The organism is Shouchella clausii, assembly GCF_002250115.1.
GTDB classification, from domain to species: domain Bacteria; phylum Bacillota; class Bacilli; order Bacillales; family Bacillaceae_D; genus Shouchella; species Shouchella clausii.
Genome location: NZ_CP019985.1, coordinates 2,868,981 through 2,890,909, shown reverse-complemented (window position 1 = coordinate 2,890,909; position 21,929 = coordinate 2,868,981). Strand labels below are relative to the sequence as shown.

At 45.3% G+C, this 21,929-nt stretch carries 18 protein-coding genes, 1 pseudogene and 1 other annotated feature; of the genes and pseudogenes, 6 read left to right on the top strand and 13 right to left on the bottom strand.

What is annotated here, in order from left to right; all coding sequences use genetic code 11:
* Nucleotides 1-17: 17 nt before the first annotated feature.
* Nucleotides 18-616: pseudogene (locus tag BC8716_RS13880) on the bottom strand (RNA-guided endonuclease InsQ/TnpB family protein); the annotation flags it as partial.
* A 298-nt stretch (nt 617-914) separates the two neighbouring features.
* Between BC8716_RS13880 and BC8716_RS13875 the strand changes: the two are divergent.
* Both BC8716_RS13875 and rpsD read left to right on the top strand, forming a co-directional pair.
* Nucleotides 915-1,409: a GAF domain-containing protein gene (locus BC8716_RS13875; protein WP_094426571.1), complete on the top strand. Its 495-nt coding sequence runs from the start codon at nt 915-917 to the stop codon at nt 1,407-1,409.
* A 211-nt stretch (nt 1,410-1,620) separates the two neighbouring features.
* The gene (gene rpsD / locus BC8716_RS13870; RefSeq protein ID WP_094426569.1) at nt 1,621-2,223 is read left to right on the top strand and encodes a 30S ribosomal protein S4; all 603 of its coding nucleotides are present in this window, start codon (nt 1,621-1,623) and stop codon (nt 2,221-2,223) included.
* Nucleotides 2,224-2,265: 42 nt separating this feature from the next.
* Here the strand turns inward: rpsD and tyrS are convergent, their stop codons facing one another.
* On the bottom strand, nt 2,266-3,510 hold the full coding sequence (gene tyrS, locus BC8716_RS13865; RefSeq protein WP_094426567.1) for a tyrosine--tRNA ligase: 1,245 nt from the start codon (nt 3,508-3,510) through the stop codon (nt 2,266-2,268).
* A gap of 43 nt (nt 3,511-3,553) precedes the next feature.
* Nucleotides 3,554-3,757 (bottom strand) — a binding site (T-box leader).
* A 117-nt stretch (nt 3,758-3,874) separates the two neighbouring features.
* On the opposite strand from tyrS, the gene BC8716_RS13860 reads away from it, so the two are divergent.
* Complete coding sequence (locus BC8716_RS13860) at nt 3,875-6,196, top strand: transglycosylase domain-containing protein (protein WP_094426565.1); 2,322 nt, start codon at nt 3,875-3,877, stop codon at nt 6,194-6,196.
* 39 nt (nt 6,197-6,235) lie between these two features.
* On the opposite strand, the gene acsA is transcribed toward BC8716_RS13860, so the two are convergent.
* Complete coding sequence (gene acsA / locus BC8716_RS13855) at nt 6,236-7,945, bottom strand: acetate--CoA ligase (RefSeq protein ID WP_094426563.1); 1,710 nt, start codon at nt 7,943-7,945, stop codon at nt 6,236-6,238.
* A gap of 185 nt (nt 7,946-8,130) precedes the next feature.
* Here acsA and BC8716_RS13850 point away from each other — a divergent pair, with 185 nt between their 5' ends.
* The 3 genes from BC8716_RS13850 to BC8716_RS13840 are packed head-to-tail and all read left to right on the top strand — an operon-like array spanning nt 8,131 to nt 10,615.
* Nucleotides 8,131-8,763 (top strand): GNAT family N-acetyltransferase, encoded by a 633-nt coding sequence (locus tag BC8716_RS13850; protein ID WP_094426561.1) that lies wholly within the window; start codon nt 8,131-8,133, stop codon nt 8,761-8,763.
* A 15-nt stretch (nt 8,764-8,778) separates the two neighbouring features.
* Nucleotides 8,779-9,432: an acetoin utilization AcuB family protein gene (locus tag BC8716_RS13845; RefSeq protein WP_094426559.1), complete on the top strand. Its 654-nt coding sequence runs from the start codon at nt 8,779-8,781 to the stop codon at nt 9,430-9,432.
* Nucleotides 9,425-10,615, top strand: a complete 1,191-nt coding sequence (locus BC8716_RS13840) for an acetoin utilization protein AcuC (protein WP_094426557.1) — start codon at nt 9,425-9,427, stop codon at nt 10,613-10,615. The genes BC8716_RS13845 and BC8716_RS13840 overlap by 8 nt, the downstream gene beginning before the upstream one ends.
* Before the next feature lie 90 nt (nt 10,616-10,705).
* Here the strand turns inward: BC8716_RS13840 and ccpA are convergent, their stop codons facing one another.
* From ccpA to BC8716_RS13790, 10 genes are all read right to left on the bottom strand, one after another.
* A complete protein-coding gene (gene ccpA, locus BC8716_RS13835) occupies nt 10,706-11,704 on the bottom strand; it encodes a catabolite control protein A (protein ID WP_094429264.1) in 999 nt (332 codons plus the stop codon).
* Between the two features lie 285 nt (nt 11,705-11,989).
* On the bottom strand, nt 11,990-13,081 hold the full coding sequence (locus BC8716_RS13830) for a bifunctional 3-deoxy-7-phosphoheptulonate synthase/chorismate mutase (RefSeq protein ID WP_062749775.1): 1,092 nt from the start codon (nt 13,079-13,081) through the stop codon (nt 11,990-11,992).
* A gap of 168 nt (nt 13,082-13,249) precedes the next feature.
* Entirely contained in the window at nt 13,250-13,666 is a 417-nt protein-coding gene (locus BC8716_RS13825; RefSeq protein ID WP_094426555.1) for a YtxH domain-containing protein, read from the bottom strand.
* A 19-nt stretch (nt 13,667-13,685) separates the two neighbouring features.
* On the bottom strand, nt 13,686-14,111 hold the full coding sequence (locus BC8716_RS13820; RefSeq protein ID WP_011247609.1) for a DUF948 domain-containing protein: 426 nt from the start codon (nt 14,109-14,111) through the stop codon (nt 13,686-13,688).
* 194 nt (nt 14,112-14,305) lie between these two features.
* On the bottom strand, nt 14,306-15,613 hold the full coding sequence (murC, locus tag BC8716_RS13815; protein WP_094426553.1) for a UDP-N-acetylmuramate--L-alanine ligase: 1,308 nt from the start codon (nt 15,611-15,613) through the stop codon (nt 14,306-14,308).
* 177 nt (nt 15,614-15,790) lie between these two features.
* Nucleotides 15,791-18,601, bottom strand: a complete 2,811-nt coding sequence (locus BC8716_RS13810; RefSeq protein WP_094426551.1) for a DNA translocase FtsK — start codon at nt 18,599-18,601, stop codon at nt 15,791-15,793.
* Nucleotides 18,602-18,689: 88 nt separating this feature from the next.
* The gene (gene ytpR, locus BC8716_RS13805) at nt 18,690-19,295 is read right to left on the bottom strand and encodes a YtpR family tRNA-binding protein (protein WP_094426549.1); all 606 of its coding nucleotides are present in this window, start codon (nt 19,293-19,295) and stop codon (nt 18,690-18,692) included.
* An 84-nt stretch (nt 19,296-19,379) separates the two neighbouring features.
* The gene (locus BC8716_RS13800) at nt 19,380-20,177 is read right to left on the bottom strand and encodes a DUF1444 domain-containing protein (RefSeq protein WP_094426547.1); all 798 of its coding nucleotides are present in this window, start codon (nt 20,175-20,177) and stop codon (nt 19,380-19,382) included.
* Between the two features lie 96 nt (nt 20,178-20,273).
* On the bottom strand, nt 20,274-20,600 hold the full coding sequence (locus BC8716_RS13795; protein WP_094426545.1) for a thioredoxin family protein: 327 nt from the start codon (nt 20,598-20,600) through the stop codon (nt 20,274-20,276).
* 14 nt (nt 20,601-20,614) lie between these two features.
* A complete protein-coding gene (locus BC8716_RS13790; protein ID WP_094426543.1) occupies nt 20,615-21,625 on the bottom strand; it encodes a PTS sugar transporter subunit IIC in 1,011 nt (336 codons plus the stop codon).
* Nucleotides 21,626-21,929: the final 304 nt, after the last annotated feature.

Below are 21,929 nucleotides of genomic sequence, written 5' to 3'. Positions count from 1 at the left end.
AAGAGTTTATCGATTCATTAGGCAGTGGCTATTAAACGAATTCCTTCTTTTTTGATATTGATTGCTGAATTGTAATCTCGATCAAGGCTTCGTCCACAAACACATTGATACGTACGTGCGGATAATGCCATTTCTTGTATGGAACCACATTGCGAACACGTCTTGGTGGATGGAAACCATTTATCGATTTTGATCAGTCGTTTCCCTTGTTCGTTTAGTTTGTACTGTAAGAAAGAAGTGAACATTCCCCACTCGTTATCAGCGACACTTTTACCAAACTTCAATGCTTGTGACATCCCTTTCATATCTAAATCTTCAATCACAATCGCATCATAGTTAGCTGCTAATTCCTTTGATTGATGGTAAAGAAAGTTCTTTCGTTGATTAACGACTTTTTCATGAATGTTGGCTACTCGAATCCGTTGTTTGTGCCAATTAGAAGAACCTTTTTTCTTACGGGATAGTTTGGTTGTTCTTTTGCTAATCGATCCAGCATTTGACGATAAAAACGTGGGTAATTGGCTTTCTTCCCTTCGCTATCAACAAACAGCCCCTCCATCGCAAAGTCTAATCCTACAACGTTTTGAATTTCTCTGTCTTTAATTTCTTTTCCGTAACGCATACATCTCTTTTCGTTCCGCTATACCATATGACAAGCTTTTCGGCTATCGCTCGACCGAGAGTCATCCCCCTTACTGCCCAGCTACGCCCTTCACACGCTTGAAGGGGAGACTTCTTTCTGAAATATGTTAAAGCAAGCCGCTGCAAATCGTGTTATCTTATATACAGTATTCGTTTTTTTATTACCCGCTTCCTGTCTGATTAAGCGGCTTTTACGCAAAAACTTTTTGACAAATCCCGCATGCTTTTGTTGAATCGCTGCGGTTTTTGACAAATGGAAGGAGCATGACTCGATGTTTAGCAAACTTGATTATCCTACTGACCAAGAAGCAGCCTATCGCCTTTTGGAACAGCAAGCCGTTGCCTTACTTGAAGATGAGCCGGATGCGCTAGCAAATTACGCCAATTTATGTGCATTGTTGGGCCAGTTTTTAGATGACATTAACTGGGTCGGCTTTTATTTTCTTAAAGAAAACGAACTTGTGCTCGGCCCATTCCAAGGACTGCCTGCCTGTACACGGATTGCGATTGGCAAAGGTGTCTGCGGAACCGCTGTGGCCGAAAACAAAACGATGCGCATTGATGATGTTCATGCATTCCCTGGGCATATCGCCTGCGACGCCGCTTCAAACGCCGAACTCGTTATTCCGATCCGCCACGAACATAACGTGATAGCAGTCCTTGATATCGACAGCCCGAGCAAAGGCCGTTTCCACGAAAAAGAAGCGGAGGCGCTCGAACGCTTACTGAAGCGAGTGGAACCTTTTTTATTAAACATTGACAAGTAGGCGCTTTTCCGCTATGATAGATCGGTGTGAGTGACAGCCAAGACAAACGAACTTTTGACCAATCCATTCCTCAAGCGGCTGCAATGATTGAGGTGCATCGCGTAACTTCTAGCTGTCGAAGCGAAGGTGCATGAAAATGGACTGGCTGGAGTTTAGAGATTGTCATTTAGGTTGTTATTTTGCAACACCAAAATAACAAGGAGGAGACACAATGTCTCGTTATACAGGTCCATCTTGGAAACTATCCCGCCGCCTTGGCGTTTCTCTAAGCGGAACAGGGAAAGAGCTTGCGAAGCGTCCTTACGCTCCAGGCCAACACGGTCCAAACCAACGTAAAAAGCTTTCAGAATACGCACTTCAACTTCATGAAAAGCAAAAACTTCGCCATATGTATGGCGTAAACGAGCGCCAATTCTTGCGCACGTTCAACGATGCTGGCAAAATGAGCGGCATCCACGGCGAAAACTTCATGATTTTGCTTGAGTCACGCCTTGACAACCTTGTCTACCGTATGGGTCTTGCCCGTACACGCCGTGCTGCGCGCCAACTAGTAAACCATGGCCACGTGCTTGTTGACGGTTCTCGCGTTGACATCCCATCTTATCGCGTAAAGCCAGGGCAAACAATTGGCCTTCGTGAGCGTTCACGGAATTTGACTGTTGTTAAAGAAGCACTTGACGTAAATGATTTCACGCCAGGATACGTATCATTTGACGAAGAAAAGCTTGAAGGTACGTACACACGTTACCCAGAGCGTTCTGAGCTTCCAGCAGAAATTACTGAAGCGCTTATCGTTGAGTGGTATTCTCGTTAAGAGTAAAAAAACCAGCCTGAAATGGCTGGTTTTTTTTATTCCTTATTTTAAGCTTAGCTTGGCAAACTTGCGCTTTCCGACTTGAACGATCATGTCGTCTTCAACTGATACGACCGTATGAATATCGGTGATTTTCTGTTCGTTAATTTTTACGCCGCCACCTTGAATCATCCGGCGTGCTTCACCTTTTGAAGACTGCATGTTCAACGTAACAAGCAAATCAATTAACGGCACTTCTTTGTCGCCTTCCCAGGAAAAGACCGGAATGTCTTCTGGCACCGCCCTTTTTTGGAAAACCGTTTTAAAATATTGCTCTGCCTCATCAGCCGCTTCCTTGCCGTGGTACATTTCTACAAATTTATGCCCAAGTCGCATTTTTGCATCGCGAGGGTGGACACTGCCGTCTGACAGCCCTTTTTCTAAAGCTTCTACTTCATCCATCGGGACATCAGTCGCCAATTTGTAGTATTTTACCATCAATTCATCAGGTATCGACATCGCCTTTCCGAAAATCTCATTTGGTGCTTCGTCAATGCCAATGTAGTTATTAAGCGACTTTGACATTTTGCGAACGCCATCGAGCCCTTCAATTAACGGCAGCGTCAGCATCACTTGCTTTTCTTTTCCGTACGCTTCTTGGAGTTGGCGTCCCATTAACAAATTAAACGTTTGGTCCGTCCCCCCTACTTCGATGTCGGTTTCCATTGCGACAGAATCGTAACCTTGCATAAGCGGGTAAAAGAATTCATGTACCGAAATCGGTTGCCCGGTTTTATAGCGTTTGCTAAAGTCTTCCCGTTCGAGCATACGGGCCACTGTCATCTGACCAGCAAGCTTTAAAACATCATCAAACTTCAGCTCGCTTAGCCATTGAGAATTGTAAAGAATTTCTGTTTTTTCAATGTCCAAAATTTTTCCGTATTGTTCTACGTATGTTTGTGCGTTCTGCTTGACTTGTTCATCAGTCAACACTTTCCTTGTCTCGGACTTTCCAGTCGGATCGCCGATTTTTCCAGTAAAGTCACCGATCAGCAGTTGAATATGGTGGCCATACTCTTGAAATTGGCGCAGTTTTTGTAGTACAACTGTATGGCCGATATGGACATCAGGTGCTGACGGGTCCATGCCAAGCTTAATGTTTAACGGCTTTCCTGTTCGAACGCTTTTCTCAATTTTTTCCCGAAATGCCTCTTTCGGGACGACTTCTACAACGCCACGCATGAGCGCTTCCACTTGCTCATCAACGAGCTTTTGTTGCTCAGGGGTTAACGGTTGTTTTTCATCCATCTATGGTTCCTCCTTCAATTCAACGCAAAAAAAGCCCCTCCCTATAAGGGACGAACTTGTCGCGGTACCACCCTTGTTGAAGGCATGCATGCCTCCCACTCATTCGATAACGGCTTTTCCGTTCTTTGCCGAAACAAAGAATAGCTCCAGGCTGTAATTCTGGCTAACGTACGTGTACCGGTTCGCACCAACCACCGGCTCTCTTCGATCAGCGCACGCCCATACTTCGGCCTTTCTTCGCTTTTTTTACGTTTTCAATTCACTTTCTAGTTTTACCATACGGTGTGTACACTGTCAACATAGCGAACACACGTATGCGCATCACGCAATTTATGATATACTAAGACGACTAAGGGGGGAGTCGATGAAGCACTTTCTTTCGAAGTGGAAGAACAACTGGAATGCTTTTATTGCAAAGCTAGATGACATTCAGTTCTTCCGGAAAGTCGGCATTACATACCAAGTATTATGGAATTTATTCCTTATCGTACTCATTATAGGCTTTTTAGGGTTTATGTTTGCTGGCGGAACGGCCGCTGGTTACTTTGCTTCCCTCGTAGCCGATGAAAAAACGTATTCCGAAGAAGATATGCGCACATTCGTAGGCTCGCTTTCAAAAACAAGCGACATTTACCTTGCTGGTGGTGTCTACTTAGGAAAAATCCGCAGTGAAGTGGACCGCGAAATTGTCTCCCTTGATGACGTGGCCGATGAAGTAAAATGGGCGATCATTGCTACAGAAGACGAACATTTTTACGAGCATAATGGCATCGTCCCAAAAGCGTTGCTGCGGGCAACGATGCAAGAGCTGACAAGTTCGTCTGTGCAAACGGGTGGCAGCACATTGACACAACAACTAATAAAGCAACAAATTTTATCCGATGAAGTATCGTTCGACCGCAAAGCGACGGAAATTATGCTCGCGCTTAGGCTCGAACAGTTTATGACAAAAGAGGAAATATTGGAAGCCTACTTAAACGTCGTTCCGTTTGGCCGGAATGCCTCAGGCCGAAATGTTGCTGGCATTGAAGCGGCAGCACAAGGGGTTTTTGGTGTTTCAGCAAGCGATTTAAACTTGCCGCAAGCAGCTTACTTAGCTGGCTTGCCACAAAGCCCGTATGGCTACACGCCTTTTACAAACGACCAACAGCTTAAAGATAAAGACGGTTTGCAGCCTGGGTTTAACCGTTACCAAACAGTTTTAAACCGCATGTACGAAAAAGAGTACATCACAAAAGAGCAATACGAGGATGCATTAGACTACGACCTTACTGCTGATTTTACAACAAGCGCGCCTGACCCAATGGAAGAACGGCCGCGGCTTACTGAAGAAATTATGAACCGGGCAACGGCAGTGCTCGTACAACAAAAAATCGATAACCGCGATGGTTGGGAGAAATTAAGCGACGCTGCTAAACAAGTCGAACGCAATCAGTTTAAAGCTGAAGTCGAAAACGCGATTATTAATGGTGGTTACAACATTATTACGACCATTGATAAAGATTTGTATGATGCAATGAACGAGGCAGCTCAACAATCTGGCGCTTATTTTGGTGCCGACAAACAAGGGCAACGGGAAGAAGTCGGCTCTGTTTTAATCGAAAATAAAACTGGAAAGATCCTTAGCTTTGTCGGTGGTCGTGAAGAAAACTTAGATCATTTGTATAACCACGCTACACGTGCTTATCGCCAAGCAGGCTCGACGAGCAAACCTGTTCTTGCTTATGCAGGCGCGATTGAAGCAGGGGTAACCCAACCAGGGCTTGTCATTCCTGATGAACAAGCGTTTTACAAAGCTGGTGGGAGGGAAATTAGAAACTTTGACCACGCTCACAAAGGCAATCTCACTGTGCGTGAATCATTGAAACAATCACGCAACGTGCCCGCTGTGGAGGCGTGGTGGCATGTCCCTGATGACTTAAAAGTAAAACTCCGCGACGCAGCCGGCTTTAACCCAGACATGCATGGCGTGAATGAAGCAGTCGCTATCGGCGGCGGCAATGTTACCGTTGAACAAAATGTCAGCGCCTTTAGTGCTTTCGGCAACAATGGCGTCCGTATGGAGCCTTACATGATCGAACGGATTGAAACGGATTCTGGCGAAGTCATTTATGAGCACCCTGCTAGTAAGCATACAATGTTTAGCCCACAAACAAACTATTTGGTCGCCGATATGATGCGTGATGTTATGTACAGCGCAAATGGCACCGGCCGCACGGCAGCCAACAAGTTGCAGTTTCAAGCTGACTGGGCTGGAAAAACAGGCACGACCAACAGAGACTATGATTCATGGTTTATTGCCGTCAACCCTGAGGTGACATTAGGCGTATGGAATGGTTATAGCGGTGACAAAACGATTAGTTTACGCAAACGCGTCGGCGGGCTCGGTACAGGGGGGCGGACACAGTCCATTTGGGCGAACCTTGCCAACGCTGCTTATGGCGTTGACCCCGAGCTGATGACAGCAGGAGGCAAACGCTTTGAGCAGCCTGACGGCATTGTCGAAAAACGAGTCTGTGGCTTAACAGGCGGCCCACCAACAAAAGCATGCGAAGAACAAGGCTTAGTCACTACCGATCTATACAGAAGCGATATGGTCGATCATATCGAGGGGCTAGCCCCGTTTCAAGCGAGCTTTAAACCAAATACTCAACCATCGAATGAAAAAGATGATGATGACGATTAAAGAAGCGTGCCTTTAAAAGGCACGCTTCTTTTATTGGCGTTAATCTTCCATTGTCGATAAGTCGCCTGTCGGCAAATCCAATTCCCAGGCTTTTAATACGCGGCGCATAATTTTTCCGCTGCGCGTTTTTGGCAATGACTTGCGGAATTCCATTTCCCGCGGTGCTGCATGGGCTGCAAGTCCTGTCTTTACAAATTGGCGAATCTCTTCTTTTAATTCGTCAGTAACTTCATAGCCTTGGCGCAGTGCAATAAATGCTTTAATAATCTCCCCACGGACAGGGTCAGGTTTGCCAATGACACCTGCTTCGGCAACAGCTGGGTGTTCAACCAGTTTGCTTTCCACCTCAAATGGACCAACGCGCTCACCTGCGGTCATAATGACATCATCAATGCGACCTTGGAACCAAAAGTAGCCATCGTCATCCATATAAGCAGAATCGCCAGACACATACCAACCGTCAAGCTCAAAATAGCTTTGGTATTTGGCTTCATTGTTCCAAATCGCACGCATCATCGCTGGCCAGCCTTTTTTAATGGCAAGATTGCCCATTCGGTTCGGTGGCAGTTCATTGCCTCTATCATCAATAATGGCGGCCTCGACGCCTGGAATTGGTTTGCCCATTGATCCTGGGCGGATTTCCATTGCCGGGTAATTACAGATCATTTGCGCTCCTGTTTCCGTCATCCACCACGTGTCATGAATGCGTTTGTCAAAGACTTTCACTCCCCACCGCACCACTTCAGGGTTGAGTGGTTCGCCAACGCTTAAGACATGACGCAGTGACGAAAGGTCATACTGTTTAACGAGTTCGTCGCCTGCGCTCATCAACATCCGAAATGCGGTTGGCGCGCTGTACCAAACCGTTACTTTGTAGCGCTGAATCGTCTCATACCAATCAGTCGGCGAGAAGCGGCCGCCGCGCACCACATTGGTTACGCCAGCAAGCCAAGGCGCAAAAATGCCGTAAGACGTTCCCGTTACCCAGCCAGGGTCGGCCGTGCACCAGTAAATGTCATCTTGCTGCAAGTCAAGGACGACTTTGGCTGTGTGATAATGTTGGACCATTGCCTCGTGAACATGAAGAACACCTTTTGGCTTGCCCGTTGAGCCAGACGTATAATGAAGAATGAGCCCGTCTTCCCGATCAACCCATTCAATTGCAAAATCACTTGGTGCTGCTTGAAGCCGCTTGTTTAACTGTAAAAAAGAGCCATTGTCTTCATACGTTTCATCAGCGACTAGCACCGTTTCCAAATCGGGCAAATCGTCAAATGGCACCCGTTCAAGCAATGTCGGTGTTGTGACAAGCACTTTTGCGCCACTGTCTTCAAGGCGGTCACGCACAGCCCCTTCCATAAAAGCTTCAAACAACGGGCCAACAATTGCCCCTATTTTTATGGCGCCAAGAAGCGTAAAATACAGCTCAGGTGTGCGTGGCATAAAGATAAAGACACGGTCCCCTTTTTGGACGTTGGCTTCTTTTAGCACATTCGCTGCTTTGTTCGAGAACGTCTTCATTTCCGCAAATGTGTAGGATTCATCACGGCGCGCATCGCTATAATAAAGAGCTACCTGTTCGCCTTTGCCGTTCTCGGCATGATAATCGATCGCTTCATAGGCAAGGTTGACTTTGCCTGTTTTATGCCAAGAAAACGTTTTTCTGACATCCTCCCAGTCAAAGTTTTGTACGGCTTCTTCATAATTTTTCAGGTTATGGTTTCCTTCAATAGCAGGAAGCGCTTTCATAACAGGTTCACACCTCTCACTCTCAAATTAAGTTCATTATAGTATAAACAAGGTAACGTTTTCAAACAAAATTCACTCTTTGTTCCATTTATTTTCATTAATTCGTCGATTTTTGTTCGCAACCTTCTTGTTTTTGTTTCTACAATGTATAATGAAAGCATAGATTGTCTAACCGAGGTGAAGCAATGGAGCATCCAAAAACACTGATCCGCGAACCGTATTCGATTGCAGGCAAGGAATTGGTTTTAGAGGGCCCTCTACCAGCTAACGAACTTGCCGACTATGATTTTCATGAAGGCTTAACTTCCTTCCGGCCAGCGACTGAACAAAAAAAAGCGCTTTTAGAAATTGCCGAATTGCCAGAAGGGCGTATTAACATTGTCCGCGATGGCTCAATGATCGTTGGCTATGTGACATTTGTTTATCCTGACCCTCTCGAACGATGGTCAGAAGGCAATATGGAAAATTTGCTCGAACTCGGTGCGATTGAAATTGCGCCTCCATACCGGGCGCTTGGTATCGGCAAACAGCTGTTGCGTTTGTCAATGAAAGATGAAGCAATGGAAAACTATATTATTATTACAACGGAGTATTACTGGCATTGGGATTTGAAAGGCAGTGGGCTCGACGTCTGGGAATACCGAAAAGTGATGGAAAAAATGATGAATGCCGGTGGGCTCATTTGGTATGCAACCGACGATCCAGAAATTAGTTCCCATCCAGCAAACTGCTTAATGGCGCGGATTGGAAAGAATGTTGACCAGAACTCGATTGAAAAATTCGACCAGCTCCGCTTTGTAAACCGCTTTATGTACTAGAAAGGAGGTTTGCCAATGAAAATCAAAACGATTATGCGCACGAATGTGCCAACACTAACAAACACTCACACAATTGAAGATGCGATTGCTCTTATGGAAAGCGCTTCCATACGTCATATTCCTATTACGAACGGTGATACAGCTGTCATTGGCATTGTGTCTGACCGGGATATTCGTGATATACGCCCTTCTACCCTTTCCGTAACCAAAGAAGCAACTGATTTTTTGCAACCGGTTACGAAAATAATGAGTACTCCTGTATTAACCGCTCATCCTGATGATGACGTCCAGGAAGTTGCACGCCTGTTTTTCCAGCATCGCGTCGGCTGTCTCCCCGTCGTGGACAATGATCGATTGGCAGGACTGATCACAGAGTCTGATATGCTTTATAGTTTAACAAAACTCCTAGGCGCCGATCAGCCAAGCTCCATTATTGAAGTGTGTGTACACAACCGGCCTGGGCAGTTAGCAGATGTCGCCACTGTTTTTAAAAAAGAGCGTATCAATATTGTTAGCGCTGTCGCTTACCCTAGCAAAAAAGCAGATAAATATATGCTTTCATTTCGTGTCCAAACGATTGATCCACGGCGCATTATTGCTGCGCTGCAATTGGCAGGATACGAAGTCTACAATCCGCCGTTTCCCGTATTGGGAGGTTCCAATGAATAACAAAGAGGCTGTACTTGTATATGGACCAAGCCAATATCCGTATAAATTTAACGAAACACACCCGTTTCATCCCCTTCGTCTCGAATTGACGTACTCTCTCTTGGAAGAGTTGGGGGCGGTGCAAAACCAGCCACTCATTCAACCTAGCGCAGCTACAAAGGCGGAATTAGAGCTGATTCATGATTCTCGTTTTATTGAAGCGGTCATTGCAGGCGGCGAGGGACGGTTGCCAGATAGCGCTGCAGAAGCATACGGGCTCAAAACGGAAGACACGCCCCTTTTTCCCCATATGCACGAAGCAGCTGCCCATTTAGTTGGCGGAACACTCCGGGCTTGTGACGCGGTCTTAGCCGATGGCTACTTGCATGCCTTCCACTTAGGCGGTGGCCTTCACCATGGCTTTCGCGGACGGGCGTCGGGCTTTTGCATTTACAATGATTCTTCGATTGCGATTGAGTATATGCGGCGCAAATACGGTGTGCGGATCCTTTATGTCGATACGGATGCTCACCACGGTGACGGCGTCCAGTGGGCTTTCTACGACGACCCAGATGTATGCACGCTAAGCTTGCATGAAACGGGGCGCTATTTGTTCCCTGGAACTGGCCATGTAACCGAAAAAGGAACAGGCAAAGGCTACGGCTTTTCCATCAATGTCCCACTTGACGCGTTTACAGAAGACGACTCTTTTTTAGACGTTTATCGGGCCGCTTTTACGGAAGTCGCCGACTTTTTTAAGCCAGATATTATCGTCACACAAAACGGGGCCGACGCCCATTACCTCGATCCTTTATCGCATTTGCATGTATCGATGAATGTGTATCGTGAAATACCGCGGCTCGCCCACCAGCTAGCTCATGCTTATTGCGGCGGCAAATGGGTTGCTGTCGGCGGAGGCGGCTATGACAAATGGCGGGTTGTCCCAAGGGCATGGGCATTACTTTGGTTGGAAATGAGCGGGCAAACCGTATTCGCAAACGACCATGTACCCCAAGCTTGGATAAACAAGTGGAAGGACAAGGCAGAAGAAACTCTGCCGACGACATGGACAGACGCTGCTATCCCAGAAATACCGCGAAGAAAAGAAGTTACCGCCAAAAACAACTTGACGTTGGAAAAAGCATTGTACCATATTCGTACAGAGAAACAAGCAACACGGAAACAAGTGGATAAACATGAATAAAGCCGGATCTGTTTATGATCCGGCTTCAGCCTGTAAACAAACGCTCACGACATCGTCGGCCGACAAGCGTTTTCTACCAGTCTCGCAATGTTATTTCGTTGAGCCACGGCTTTCAATGCGATGTGGCAATGTTACTGTGTAGTTGTCTACTTCTTCTTTATTCATTAGTTTGGTCAGCAAACGCATGGAGACAGCGCCAATGTCATAAAGAGGCTGGACAACGGTCGTCAAGGTTGGGCGTACCATTGTAGCCAAACGTGTATTGTCAAAACCGATTACTTCAATATCACCAGGCACATCATACCCACGATCTTGGACGCCATGGATGACGCCTAGAGCCATTTCATCATTTGAAGCGAATAGCGCTGTCGGTTTTTCGTCAAGGGCAAGAAATGCATCCATTGCTTCCATTCCTGAATCATACGTGTAATCGCCAATGACAATCAGGTTTTCATCAAATTCAATATTGTTTTTCTGAAGTGCTTGGCGATAACCAGCAAACTTTTGGTAGCCATTGATTGGGTCTTCCAGCGAACCGCTCAACATGCCGATTCGTTTATGGCCTTTTTCAATTAAAAACTGGATCGCGTCTTCAGCCGCTTGTGTGTAATCAATATTGACTGACGGAAATGATTTTTCATCATCTAATGTGGCAGCAAGGACAATTGGTACAGGTGCGCGCTTAAATTGCTCTGCATGCTCCTCTGTAATTTCGCCGCCCATAAACACAATACCGTCCACTTGCTTTTCCAATAGCGTATTAATCAAGTGGATTTCTTTGTCTTTGTTTTGGTCAGAGTTACAAAGAATGATATTGTACTTATACATAGTGGCAATGTCTTCGATTCCCCGCGCCAGCTCAGAGAAGAAAATGCTTGAAATATCAGGGATAATGACGCCGACTGTTGTGGTACGTTTGCTGGCTAGCCCCCTGGCTACTGCATTTGGACGGTAGTTTAAGCGTTCAATTGCTTCCAGAACTTTTTTCCGCGTTGTCGGTTTTACATTTGGATTTCCGTTGACTACTCGGGAAACAGTAGCCATTGAGACGCCAGCTTCTCTAGCTACATCATAAATGGTCGTATTCATCTTATTTTGCTGCCCGCGCAGCTTATACGCAGCAGCTTCCTCCTCACTATGACGATATTCATGATTGTGTATCATATAAGATAGCAATAACTGTTTTTCATTCGAATGTTTCTTCTATCATACGATACACTAAGATTTCCTGCAATGATTAAAGACTATCTTTCATACTTTTTCACCATTTGAAAAACAGTTTTCTTTTTTCATTATAACAGTATTACTAAATTGCCCTTTTTTAAATGCTTTTAAACACAAAAGCAGCTCAAAATTTCTTTGAGCTGCTTTTTGTTACGCTTGTTTAACTGGAGCTTTGTAAAGCCCTGACTCAATTAAGCCATCTAAAAATTGATTGAATTGGTCAAAATTCATTTGCTGAGCTGAATCAGACAAAGCGACAGCAGGGTCCGGATGGACTTCAGCCATCACCGCATCCGCCCCAATTGCCAGAGCTGCTTTTGCTGCTGGTAGAAGCAAATCACGGCGTCCAGTAGAGTGTGTGACATCAACCATTACTGGCAAGTGTGTTTCTTGTTTTAAAATCGGCACAGCGGAAATATCGAGCGTATTGCGTGTTGCTTTCTCGTAAGTGCGAATACCGCGTTCGCAAAGCATCAACTGGCTGTTCCCTTTTGAGACGATGTATTCAGCAGCGTGGATAAATTCTTCAATCGTTGCGGATAAGCCACGCTTTAACAATACAGGCGTTTTAACAGAACCGGCAGCTTTCAGCAGCTCGAAGTTTTGCATGTTACGAGCGCCAATTTGGATGACATCGACATATTCTGTTGCCACTTCAACGTCAGCTGGGGTGACAATTTCACTAATAACCGCCATATCAAGCTCGTCAGCGACACGTTTTAATATTTTTAGCCCTTCTAAACCTAGGCCTTGGAAATCATAAGGAGATGTACGTGGCTTAAAAGCGCCGCCTCGGAGAAGGCGCTGCCCCCTCTTTTTCATTTCTTTCGCAACAGCCAGCACTTGTTCATAACTTTCAACAGCACATGGGCCAAAAACAAAACGTTGCTGGCCATCGCCGATTTTTTCCCCTTTGACATCAACAGTCGTGTTTTCAGGTTGTTTTTTTCGGGATACTAGCAGCGCTTTGCTGTTGTCCTCTTCTTGCAACTCCAAGCTCGCTTTAAAAATTTGTTTAAATAAATGCTGAAGTGTCGCTGTTTCAAATGGCCCTTCATTGTGTTTGGCAATATGGTCTAGCATGCTCCGTTCTCGGACCGGATCAAAGCGGTTAATGCCTTGCTCTCTTTTAATATCGCCAATTTCCTTTACAAGCCTCGCACGCTCATTAATCTTTTCAAGGATGGCAAGGTTGACTTTGTCTAACTCATCTCTAAGGGAATCCAATTGTTCATTGCTCATATCGTCTCTCCGCACCTTTCTCTCTGTCAGAAATTTAACTTTTGTCTATTATAGCTGACTGGCGTTAAAAAGTCACGGATTTTTTCTTTATTACTTAGACGCTTTTACGTAATAAAGTAAAACTGAGAGGAAAAGCGCGATGAAAACTCGGTTTCATCGCGCTTTTTGTTAACTTTCTGTATTCGCATTGGCGCGAACTTCTTTTTCTGCTTCTTCAATTTCATTTTTGACCGTTTCTGAAATGGTTTCCGAAGCTTCTTTCGCATCTTGTTTTAAATCTTCAGCAAGGCTCGCAGCTTCATTTACTTGGTCTTCTGCTTCTTTTTTGACAGAAGCGCTCAAATCTTTTACTTTTTCAACCACTTGCATAGACTGATCTGTTACACTTTTGGCGATATTGTTCGACTTTTCTCTAGCTATGTCCACCCACTCGTTACCCTTTTCATAAGCGGCGCTTGCTTGTTCGCTTATGTCGCTGCGTAATTCTTTTCCTGATTTAGGTGCGAGAAACAATGCTGTTGTCGCGCCAACAATTCCACCGATTAACGTCCCAATTAAAAAATCTTTTGTATTCATATCACCCATTCTAACTCCTCCTTGTTTGTCAACGATCAAGCTGTTGCTTTCGTTGTTTAAATTTTGTATAGAAATCCAAAACAGCCTGTCCCCATTGCACTGCTTGGGAGACTGTTTCAGCATTCCGACTTGTTTGGTCACTTATTTTAGTAGAAACTTGGTGAACAGACTGGTTGAGCGTTTTCATCGATTCACCCAACTCTTTAGCGGCGCCAAACACAGTATTGAGCGACTCGGATTTCTGTTGTAAGTCGTCTGCTAAAACATTGGTTTTTTTCAAAAGCAATTCAGATTCTGTCGTAATCCCTCGCAGTTGTTTTTCCAGCGCTTCCACCGTTGCCGATGTGTTTTCGAGCGTTTTGGTAGCTGATTTTAGTGTTTTGATTAAATAAATAACCAGTATCGCAAAAGCCAGGGCAACAATCAAGGCGCTTATGTATAAGATGGCTTCCACTCATCATCCCCTCCTTCCTACATACTTTACCCAAGTTTAATAAGATCAAACCTAAATTGCAATGTGCTAAAGATACATTTTCGACAAATACCTGCGTTTTTCCTGCAAAATAAAAAAAGCAGCTGAAAAACAGCTGCCTAAAATGTAACCAAACGTTCAAATCTGCTGGCTTTTCAATTCGTCTGAATTGCCAATTACGGACTTGATTCGACCAATGCTTCATAGGCTTTTTGGTATTTCTGGATGTCCCCTGCGCCCATAAACAACAGAACAGACTCCCCATGGCCTTTAAGCGTTTCAATTTCTGCTTCCGTCAACAGTTTTGCGCCATCCACTAGCGCTTGTAGTTGTTCGATCGAAAGAGAACCTTTTTCTTCCCTCGCCGAGCCAAAAATATCGCATAAATAAACGTGATCGGCTTGGCTGAGCGCTTCCGCGAATTCATTTAAAAACGTTTTTGTCCGCGTAAATGTATGAGGCTGGAATATCGCTGTCACTTCTCGGTCATGGTATTTCTTTTTCGTCGCCTCAATCGTTGCTGCAATTTCAGTTGGATGGTGAGCATAGTCATCAATTAATATTTGCTTGCCTGAACGCTTTTCACTAAAACGCCGTTTGACGCCAGCAAATGTTTTTAAGTGTTCAACAATGTCTTCATAGCCAATGCCTTCATAGTGGCATAAGGCAATGACAGACAAAGCGTTTTTGACATTGTGGTCGCCAAAGCCAGGGATTACAAACGACCCAAACAGATCGCCTCTAACCCAAGCATCAAAAGCCGTCCCTTCTGGCGTGTTTTTAATCGATTTCGCTTGAAAATCATTGTGGTCGCCAAGGCCGTAATAAACAATTGGCACATTCGCCTGCAATGTTTGCAAATGTTCATCGTCGCCGCAAGCAATAATCGCTTTATTGACTTGCTTCGCCATCGTTTGGAAAGCAGAAACGACATCTTCTACGCTCTTGAAATAATCGGGATGGTCAAAATCAATATTGGTCATTACGCAATAATCAGGCGAGTAATTTAAGAAATGGCGGCGGTACTCACACGCTTCAAATACGAAATACGTTGAATTGGCCGCACCTTTCCCTGTCCCATCGCCAATCAAATAAGAGGTTGGCTCAACAGACCCTAACACATGAGCGAGCAACCCTGTTGTCGACGTTTTTCCATGTGAGCCTGAAACAGCAATGCTTGTAAACTGTTTAATAAAGGAGCCTAGAAATTCTGGATAGACATCCACTTGCAAACCGAGCTCACGCGCCCGTTTAATTTCCTCGTGTGTTTCGCCATAAGCAGCTGATACAATAACATGTTGCCCGTTTTTAATATTGTCTCGGGAAAAAGGCAATAACGTAATGCCCTTTTGTTCTAACGGCTTCTGGGTAAAAATCGTTTCTTCAATGTCCGATCCTTGTACATTCTCATTTAAATCATGCAGGATTTGCGCCAATGCGCTCATGCCTGAACCTTTGATTCCGGTAAAGTGATAGTTTGTCAATCGTGAAGCCTCCAATCAAAAAAAGCAAATCGTATTTGACGCCTTGCGAACATGGCCCTCGTTCCATTAATTATATAGTAGTATATGTCATTTTTAAGAAAAGGTCCTGCAATTTGCATACGCCTTCCTGTAGCACGATTTGTTCCTTCCATATCATATAGAAATTTTCTTTATTTCTCAAGTTCTTGCTGTTTCCGTCGTCGTACCAAACAGTTCTCTCACGTCTTCTTCACTTGCCAACACATGGCGCGGTTTGCTTCCCATAGCACCTGATACAATCTTTCTAGCTTCCATCATTTCCATTAAACGGGCAGCCCGGTTATAACCTACCCGAAAGCGTCGCTGTATGCTAGAAGCGGAAACGGTACCTTGTTCGACTGCATAAAAACATGCCTCTTCAAGTAGCTCATCCTCTTCTTCTTCCTGTAAAAGCGTCCGCTCAATTGTCTCCGTATCAAATAAGTATTCAGGCTTGCCGTATTGTTTTGCATAAGCGACAACATCCTCAATTTCCTCATCTGATACAAAAGTCCCTTGGACACGTATCGGCTTCGGTGATCCATTTTCATGGAATAGCATATCGCCTTTTCCAAGCAACCGCTCCGCGCCGCCCATATCAAGAATCGTGCGTGAGTCCGTTTGTGAAGCGACAGCAAAGGCAATCCGCGTCGGTATATTTGCTTTAATCAATCCTGTAATGACATCAACAGAAGGGCGCTGCGTTGCAAGGAGCAAATGAATCCCGCAAGCCCGTGCTTTTTGAGCAATCCGACAAATCGCATCTTCAACATCTTGTGGTGACACCATCATTAAGTCGGCGAGTTCGTCAATAACGACTAAAAGATATGGCAATGCCGGCTTGCCATTTTCAGAGAACCGCTGATTGTATTTACTAATATCGCGAACGCCACGCTGGCTAAACAATTCGTAGCGCCGTTCCATTTCCTGGACAACCCATTTTAAAGCGGCTGTCGCTTGCTTTGGATCAGTAATAACAGGAGCAACCAAATGAGGTACTTCTTGATAGGTAGCAAGCTCGACCATTTTTGGATCGACGAGCAACAGCTTTACTTCATCTGGGGATGCTTTATAGAGCAGACTAACTAAAATAGAGTTGATGCACACACTTTTTCCTGAACCTGTGGCGCCAGCAACGAGGCCATGGGGCATTTTCTTTAAATCAGTAACGATCGGTTGTCCAGAAATATCAAGCCCTAAGCCAACAGTTAAAGGCGAATCTGGCTGCCTAAATACATCACGACGCAAAATTTCCCTGAGCATCACCGGGGCTGACGTTCGATTCGGCACTTCAATGCCGATTGCGTTTTTACCAGGAATCGGCGCTTCCATACGGATGTCTTTAGCAGCTAGCGCCAGCTTAATATCATCGGTTAGATTTGTTACCTTATTCACTTTTACGCCGCGGGCAGGCTGAACTTCAAAACGCGTTACTGCCGGCCCTTTTGTCCGGTTGACGACTTTTGCATCAACATGGAAACTTGATAACGTTTCTTCAAGCAATTGCGCTTGCTCGTCAAGCCAAAGAGAATCATCTTGATCGATTTTTTCCGGAACCTTTAGCAAATGAAGCGGTGGCGCTTCGTAGCCATTTTTTGTGTGCTGCCCTTTTTTAATAGGCGCTTTTTTACGGTCCTTTGGCAACATCAGCACATTATAAGGAATGCCAGGCTGCGTATTGTCATTGCTCGTTCGGTTACTTAGCCTATCTTGCTTTTTCGTTTCACTGCTAAGGGAAACTGTTTTTTCACTAGGCTTGGCTTGTGCTTCTTCGTTCTCTCTAGTTGATATTGTCGGATCATCACTTATGGCCTGAATCGGCTTTGTCTCTTGTCTTTCATTCTCCGCGGCACCACGGTTAATAGGAGCCGAAATTTCAGCAGTTGGGTCGATTTCCGTTCTATTATACGGTTCGTTCGCTTCTTCTTGGTCCATTTCGCCCGGCAACGCGTCGGTTTCAGCGATTACCTCTGCATCATTAAGCTCCTGTTCTTCGTACCCATGCCGTTCGTTCGCTTCTTCTTGGTCCATTTCGCCCGGCAACAAGTCGGTTTCACCCATTACCTCTGCATCATTAAGCTCCTGTTCCTCGTACCTATGCCGTTCGTTTGCTTCTTCTTGGTCTGTTTCACTCGGCAACGCGTCGGTTTCCACCATTATCTCTGCATCATCAATCTCCGCTTCCTCGTACCCATGCCGATCGTTTGCTTCCACTTGGCTTGTTTCGCCCGGCATAGCTTCGGTCTCAACGATTGCTTCTCCATCATCCATATCTGCTTTCTCGTGTTCATATGTACGCTCTTTTTCGTCACCACTTGCCTCTTCTTGGGAACGAATTTCCTTGCTTTGTTGTTGCTGTGCTTGATCGTCGGCAAGTGGCAGCGACTGTAGGGCATGTTCACGCAGCCGCTTCAACACGTCTTCTTCAAGGGAGCGCGATTCTTTGCGCAAAAAAGCAGGCTTGCTATCAATTTGCGGAGACCTAGGCCGGTGTAACAGGCGCTCTGCATATTCAGCTTGCTTATCCTTCGTAGAAAAAATAAGCCAGTCGTAATCGCTGTTTTCATGTGTTTTTTCCGGTTTCTGAATGCCGTGGACAGGAGAAGGGATTTCTGTCGACTTAAATGTCCCTTGAAACAGCTCTTTGCCGGCGGCAGATTTTTTCTTTTGTACCACTTTTGGCAGCTCGTCCCGCTTCTCTTCTTGCCTTTCCTTTTTTCGAGAAGGCGGTTCTGTCGCTGCAACACGCCCTGCTTTCTTCTTGGAAATTGGCCATTCCCCATTTGAATTGGCGTAGCGGTAAGTCATGCGTGCTTCTTCTAACTCAGAAGGCTCGTTGTTCTCACGTTCCGGTCTCTGTATTGACTTCTGTATAGTTTCCATATTTCGCCTATAATCGTTGTTTTCCTCATCATCCTCGTCTTCGCTCAATCCTTTAACCCAGTCAAGCCATTTTTTCCATATGTTCATTCTTTCACCACCTTATATCGCGATTATTCCTTTAGCCTCATTCTACATAAAAAGCTGGCCTCATTCAGCCAGCCATTTCGTTTTTAGGCTACCGCAAAAAGGGTGTGCCGACCACTTCATCGTCACTCAAAACAAGAATGCCTTTTTCTGCCGGGGCATTTTCGAGCCCTAATTCTTTTGCTGAGCAAATCATACCGGAAGACGCGACACCACGCAGCGTTGCTTCCTTAATGACAAGCCCGCTTGGCATAACGGCACCAACGAGCGCGACAACTACTTTCTGGCCTTGGGCCACATTCGGGGCACCGCAAACAATTTGCAATGTTTCAGTGCCGATGTTTACACGGCATACAGAAAGCTTGTCTGCATTAGGGTGCTTCTCTTTTTCTTCTACATAACCGACAACAAAAGCAGGTTTCTGCTCCCATTCCATTTCAAGAGCGACACCATTTTTGTCGCACGCTTCTTTTAGGAGCGCTTTTATGCCTTCATCGAGCTCTATCGCACCAACTCCGCTAATGGCTCCATAAGAAGAGGCGTGGAATACGTTTATGCCAGCAATTTCTTGATTGCTTTTATTCAAAATAACGACGACATCGCCGTTTTTCTCAACGACTTGTGCATCGCGTCTTATATCTTGAACAGTAACCATTAGGACATCGCCAATGCCTTTTTCATTATAAAATACGTTCATGTTTTATTCTCCTTACTCGTTTTCAGCGTGTATAAGCGAACGCCTAGACCAACCTAGTATAGCATAGGTTCTCGTTTCGCCCCATCAGCCTTTAGGCTTTTTTTGCGCCATTATAAAGACCGGTTCAAGTTCCCCATTTTCAACAATAAAAGGCAACGCAGTCACAGGAATACGCCCCCCGCCAAAGAATTGCAATGCCATTTGGCCTAGTACATCGTACCCAGTGTCGTTTTGAATATCAGCAAAAATGAGCGCATCTTGATGGGGAATTGCGACTACAAGCTGCCCAACTGCCTTTTGTTCCATGCGCTGCACAAGCGACTGGTCCAAAATCCGACTTGCGTCATACCCATCATTGGCCGAAAGAAAATAAAAACGGTTCCCTGCAACTTCATCCTCTTTAAACGGCTGTGGCAAGGAACGGACATTGAATGTGGCCATTTCTGCTAATGCCTTTAACTCCCAGCCGCTCTCATTGAGAAGGTCATCTGTAATAAGCGTATATGTCTCTCCTAAATCAACGGCATAATAAATTCTCGTTTCTGCTGTATGTTTTTGGTAAACAAGCGTTTTTCCGTCCTTTGTTTTGTCTGGGAATGAAGCCGCGCGAATCACTGGAAAAATGTTTTTTTCGTTTCCATTAAGGTGAACGGCTTTCGCCATTGATTCAAGGCCAACCGCGACAGTGCGAAGCGCCTCGTCGACAGCCGCATATTCCTCTCGCTCCCATTTGGCAAGCAAAGGCTTTAAAGCAAGTGTTGCCCCTTTTTTAGTCGCCTTGTCTTCGATACGCAATGTTGATTCTTTATGGTCATAGCGGATTGTCCAACCGTCCCGCTGCAACTTTTTCTCAATTTGTTTCCGGAAAGTTTGCAAGTCCACGCTTCTTCCTCCTTTTTTCCACCTCTAGTTTAACATGTTTGGCGATAAACGGAAAAGCGAATAAACAAAAGCTGAAGGATGCCCTCCAGCTTGTTATCAATCAATCGCTGCTTCAGCTTTTGTTAAGAAAGCGACGATTTCTTCTTCAGTTTTGCGGTCTTTGGAAACGAAACGATCGACTTCTTTGCCGTTTGCATATACTAAAAAGCTTGGAATGCCAAAAATGTCGTGTGCTGCACAAACATCAATAAATTTATCGCGGTCAATATAATAAAATGTAAACGTTGGAAAATCGACCTCGATTCGCGGCAGAATCGGCTCAATAACCCGGCAATCAGGGCACCAGTCTGCAGAAAATAGAAAAACAGCTGTTTCGTTCGCTTTTATTTCGTCAAATTGCTGTTCAGATTGAATGTGTTCCATCGCTATACGCTCCTTTAATTGAAAGAGATGTGCATATCATTCCATTTAATCCAGCCCTTGCGGCGCATCCATTCTGACACGATGAAAGCGCAAACCGCTGGAATAATAACATAGCACAGAATGACTTGAATGAAAAGCGATCCAGAATAGCCCATCTCCGTAAACGTCATGAGCGGCCCGACAAGGCCGCTAGTCCCCATGCCAGAACCGGCAGCATTGTTAAGAAGCCCAAACCAAATCGTACCGATTGGGGCGCTTACGGCTCCTGCAATGGTTGGTGGAATAAGAATAAGAGGGTTTTTTAAAATATTTGGCATTTGCAACATCGATGTACCGATGCCAAGAGCAAGCAACCCGCCAAAACGGTTTTCACGGAAGCTGGCCACCGCAAAACCGACCATTTGCCCTGCGCAGCCAATAGCAGCTGCACAAGCAACCACCCCTTCTAACCCAAGCATGAGACCAATCGCAGCGCTTGAGATCGGCGCAGTCAATGCCCACCCCATCAGGATCGCCACCACTATGCTCATCATCAAGGGCTGTTGGTCTGTCGCCCAGGCAATCGCCCCGCTAATCGATTCCATCACAAATGAAATAGCAGGCCCTAAAAGCCAGGCGACGACAAAGCCGCTCACGATCGTTACAATTGGCGTAACGAGAATATCTACTTTAGTCGAACCAAACACAAGCTTGCCTGTTTCGGCAGCAACAACGGCGGCTAAAAAACTACCCGCAGGCCCGCCGTACACCGCCCCGGCTGTACCGCAAACAATGGTCGCCAAAACGACAAACGAAGGAGCTCCTAGGGCAAGTGCGACTGCCGCTCCTATCGCTGCCCCGTATAAATCCATGGCTAGTTCGCCAATTTCCAAAAAAGCGGCTATGCCAAACTGTTCGCCTGCCGTTTTGATAATAAGCCCAATAATAAGAGTCGCAAACAACCCAAATGTCATTTGCCCCATTGCTTTAATGAAATATAAATGCCAAGAAGGGTTGACTCCCTTTTTACGTAAAAATTCCAGCAAGATGCCCTCTCCTTTTATAATGACTGTCCGCTCTTTAGCATATCCTATGACTATTCATGTGACAAGACACTTTTTTTAAAATTCGAGAGAGACGGAAACGAAATCAACCATTATGTTGCTCTCTTTGCTTCTTCTTATGTTATACTAGCTAAAGAAAACATACGTTCTAACTTCTGTTGGAACTGGATATGTACCAACAGACTGATCGAAAACGCTTGTCAGCCGAGGCACGTAACTAGCGCAAATATGTAAATAGAACGCTGTTCAGAGGCAGCCGTTTTCGCGCACATGGAACGCTCGTTTT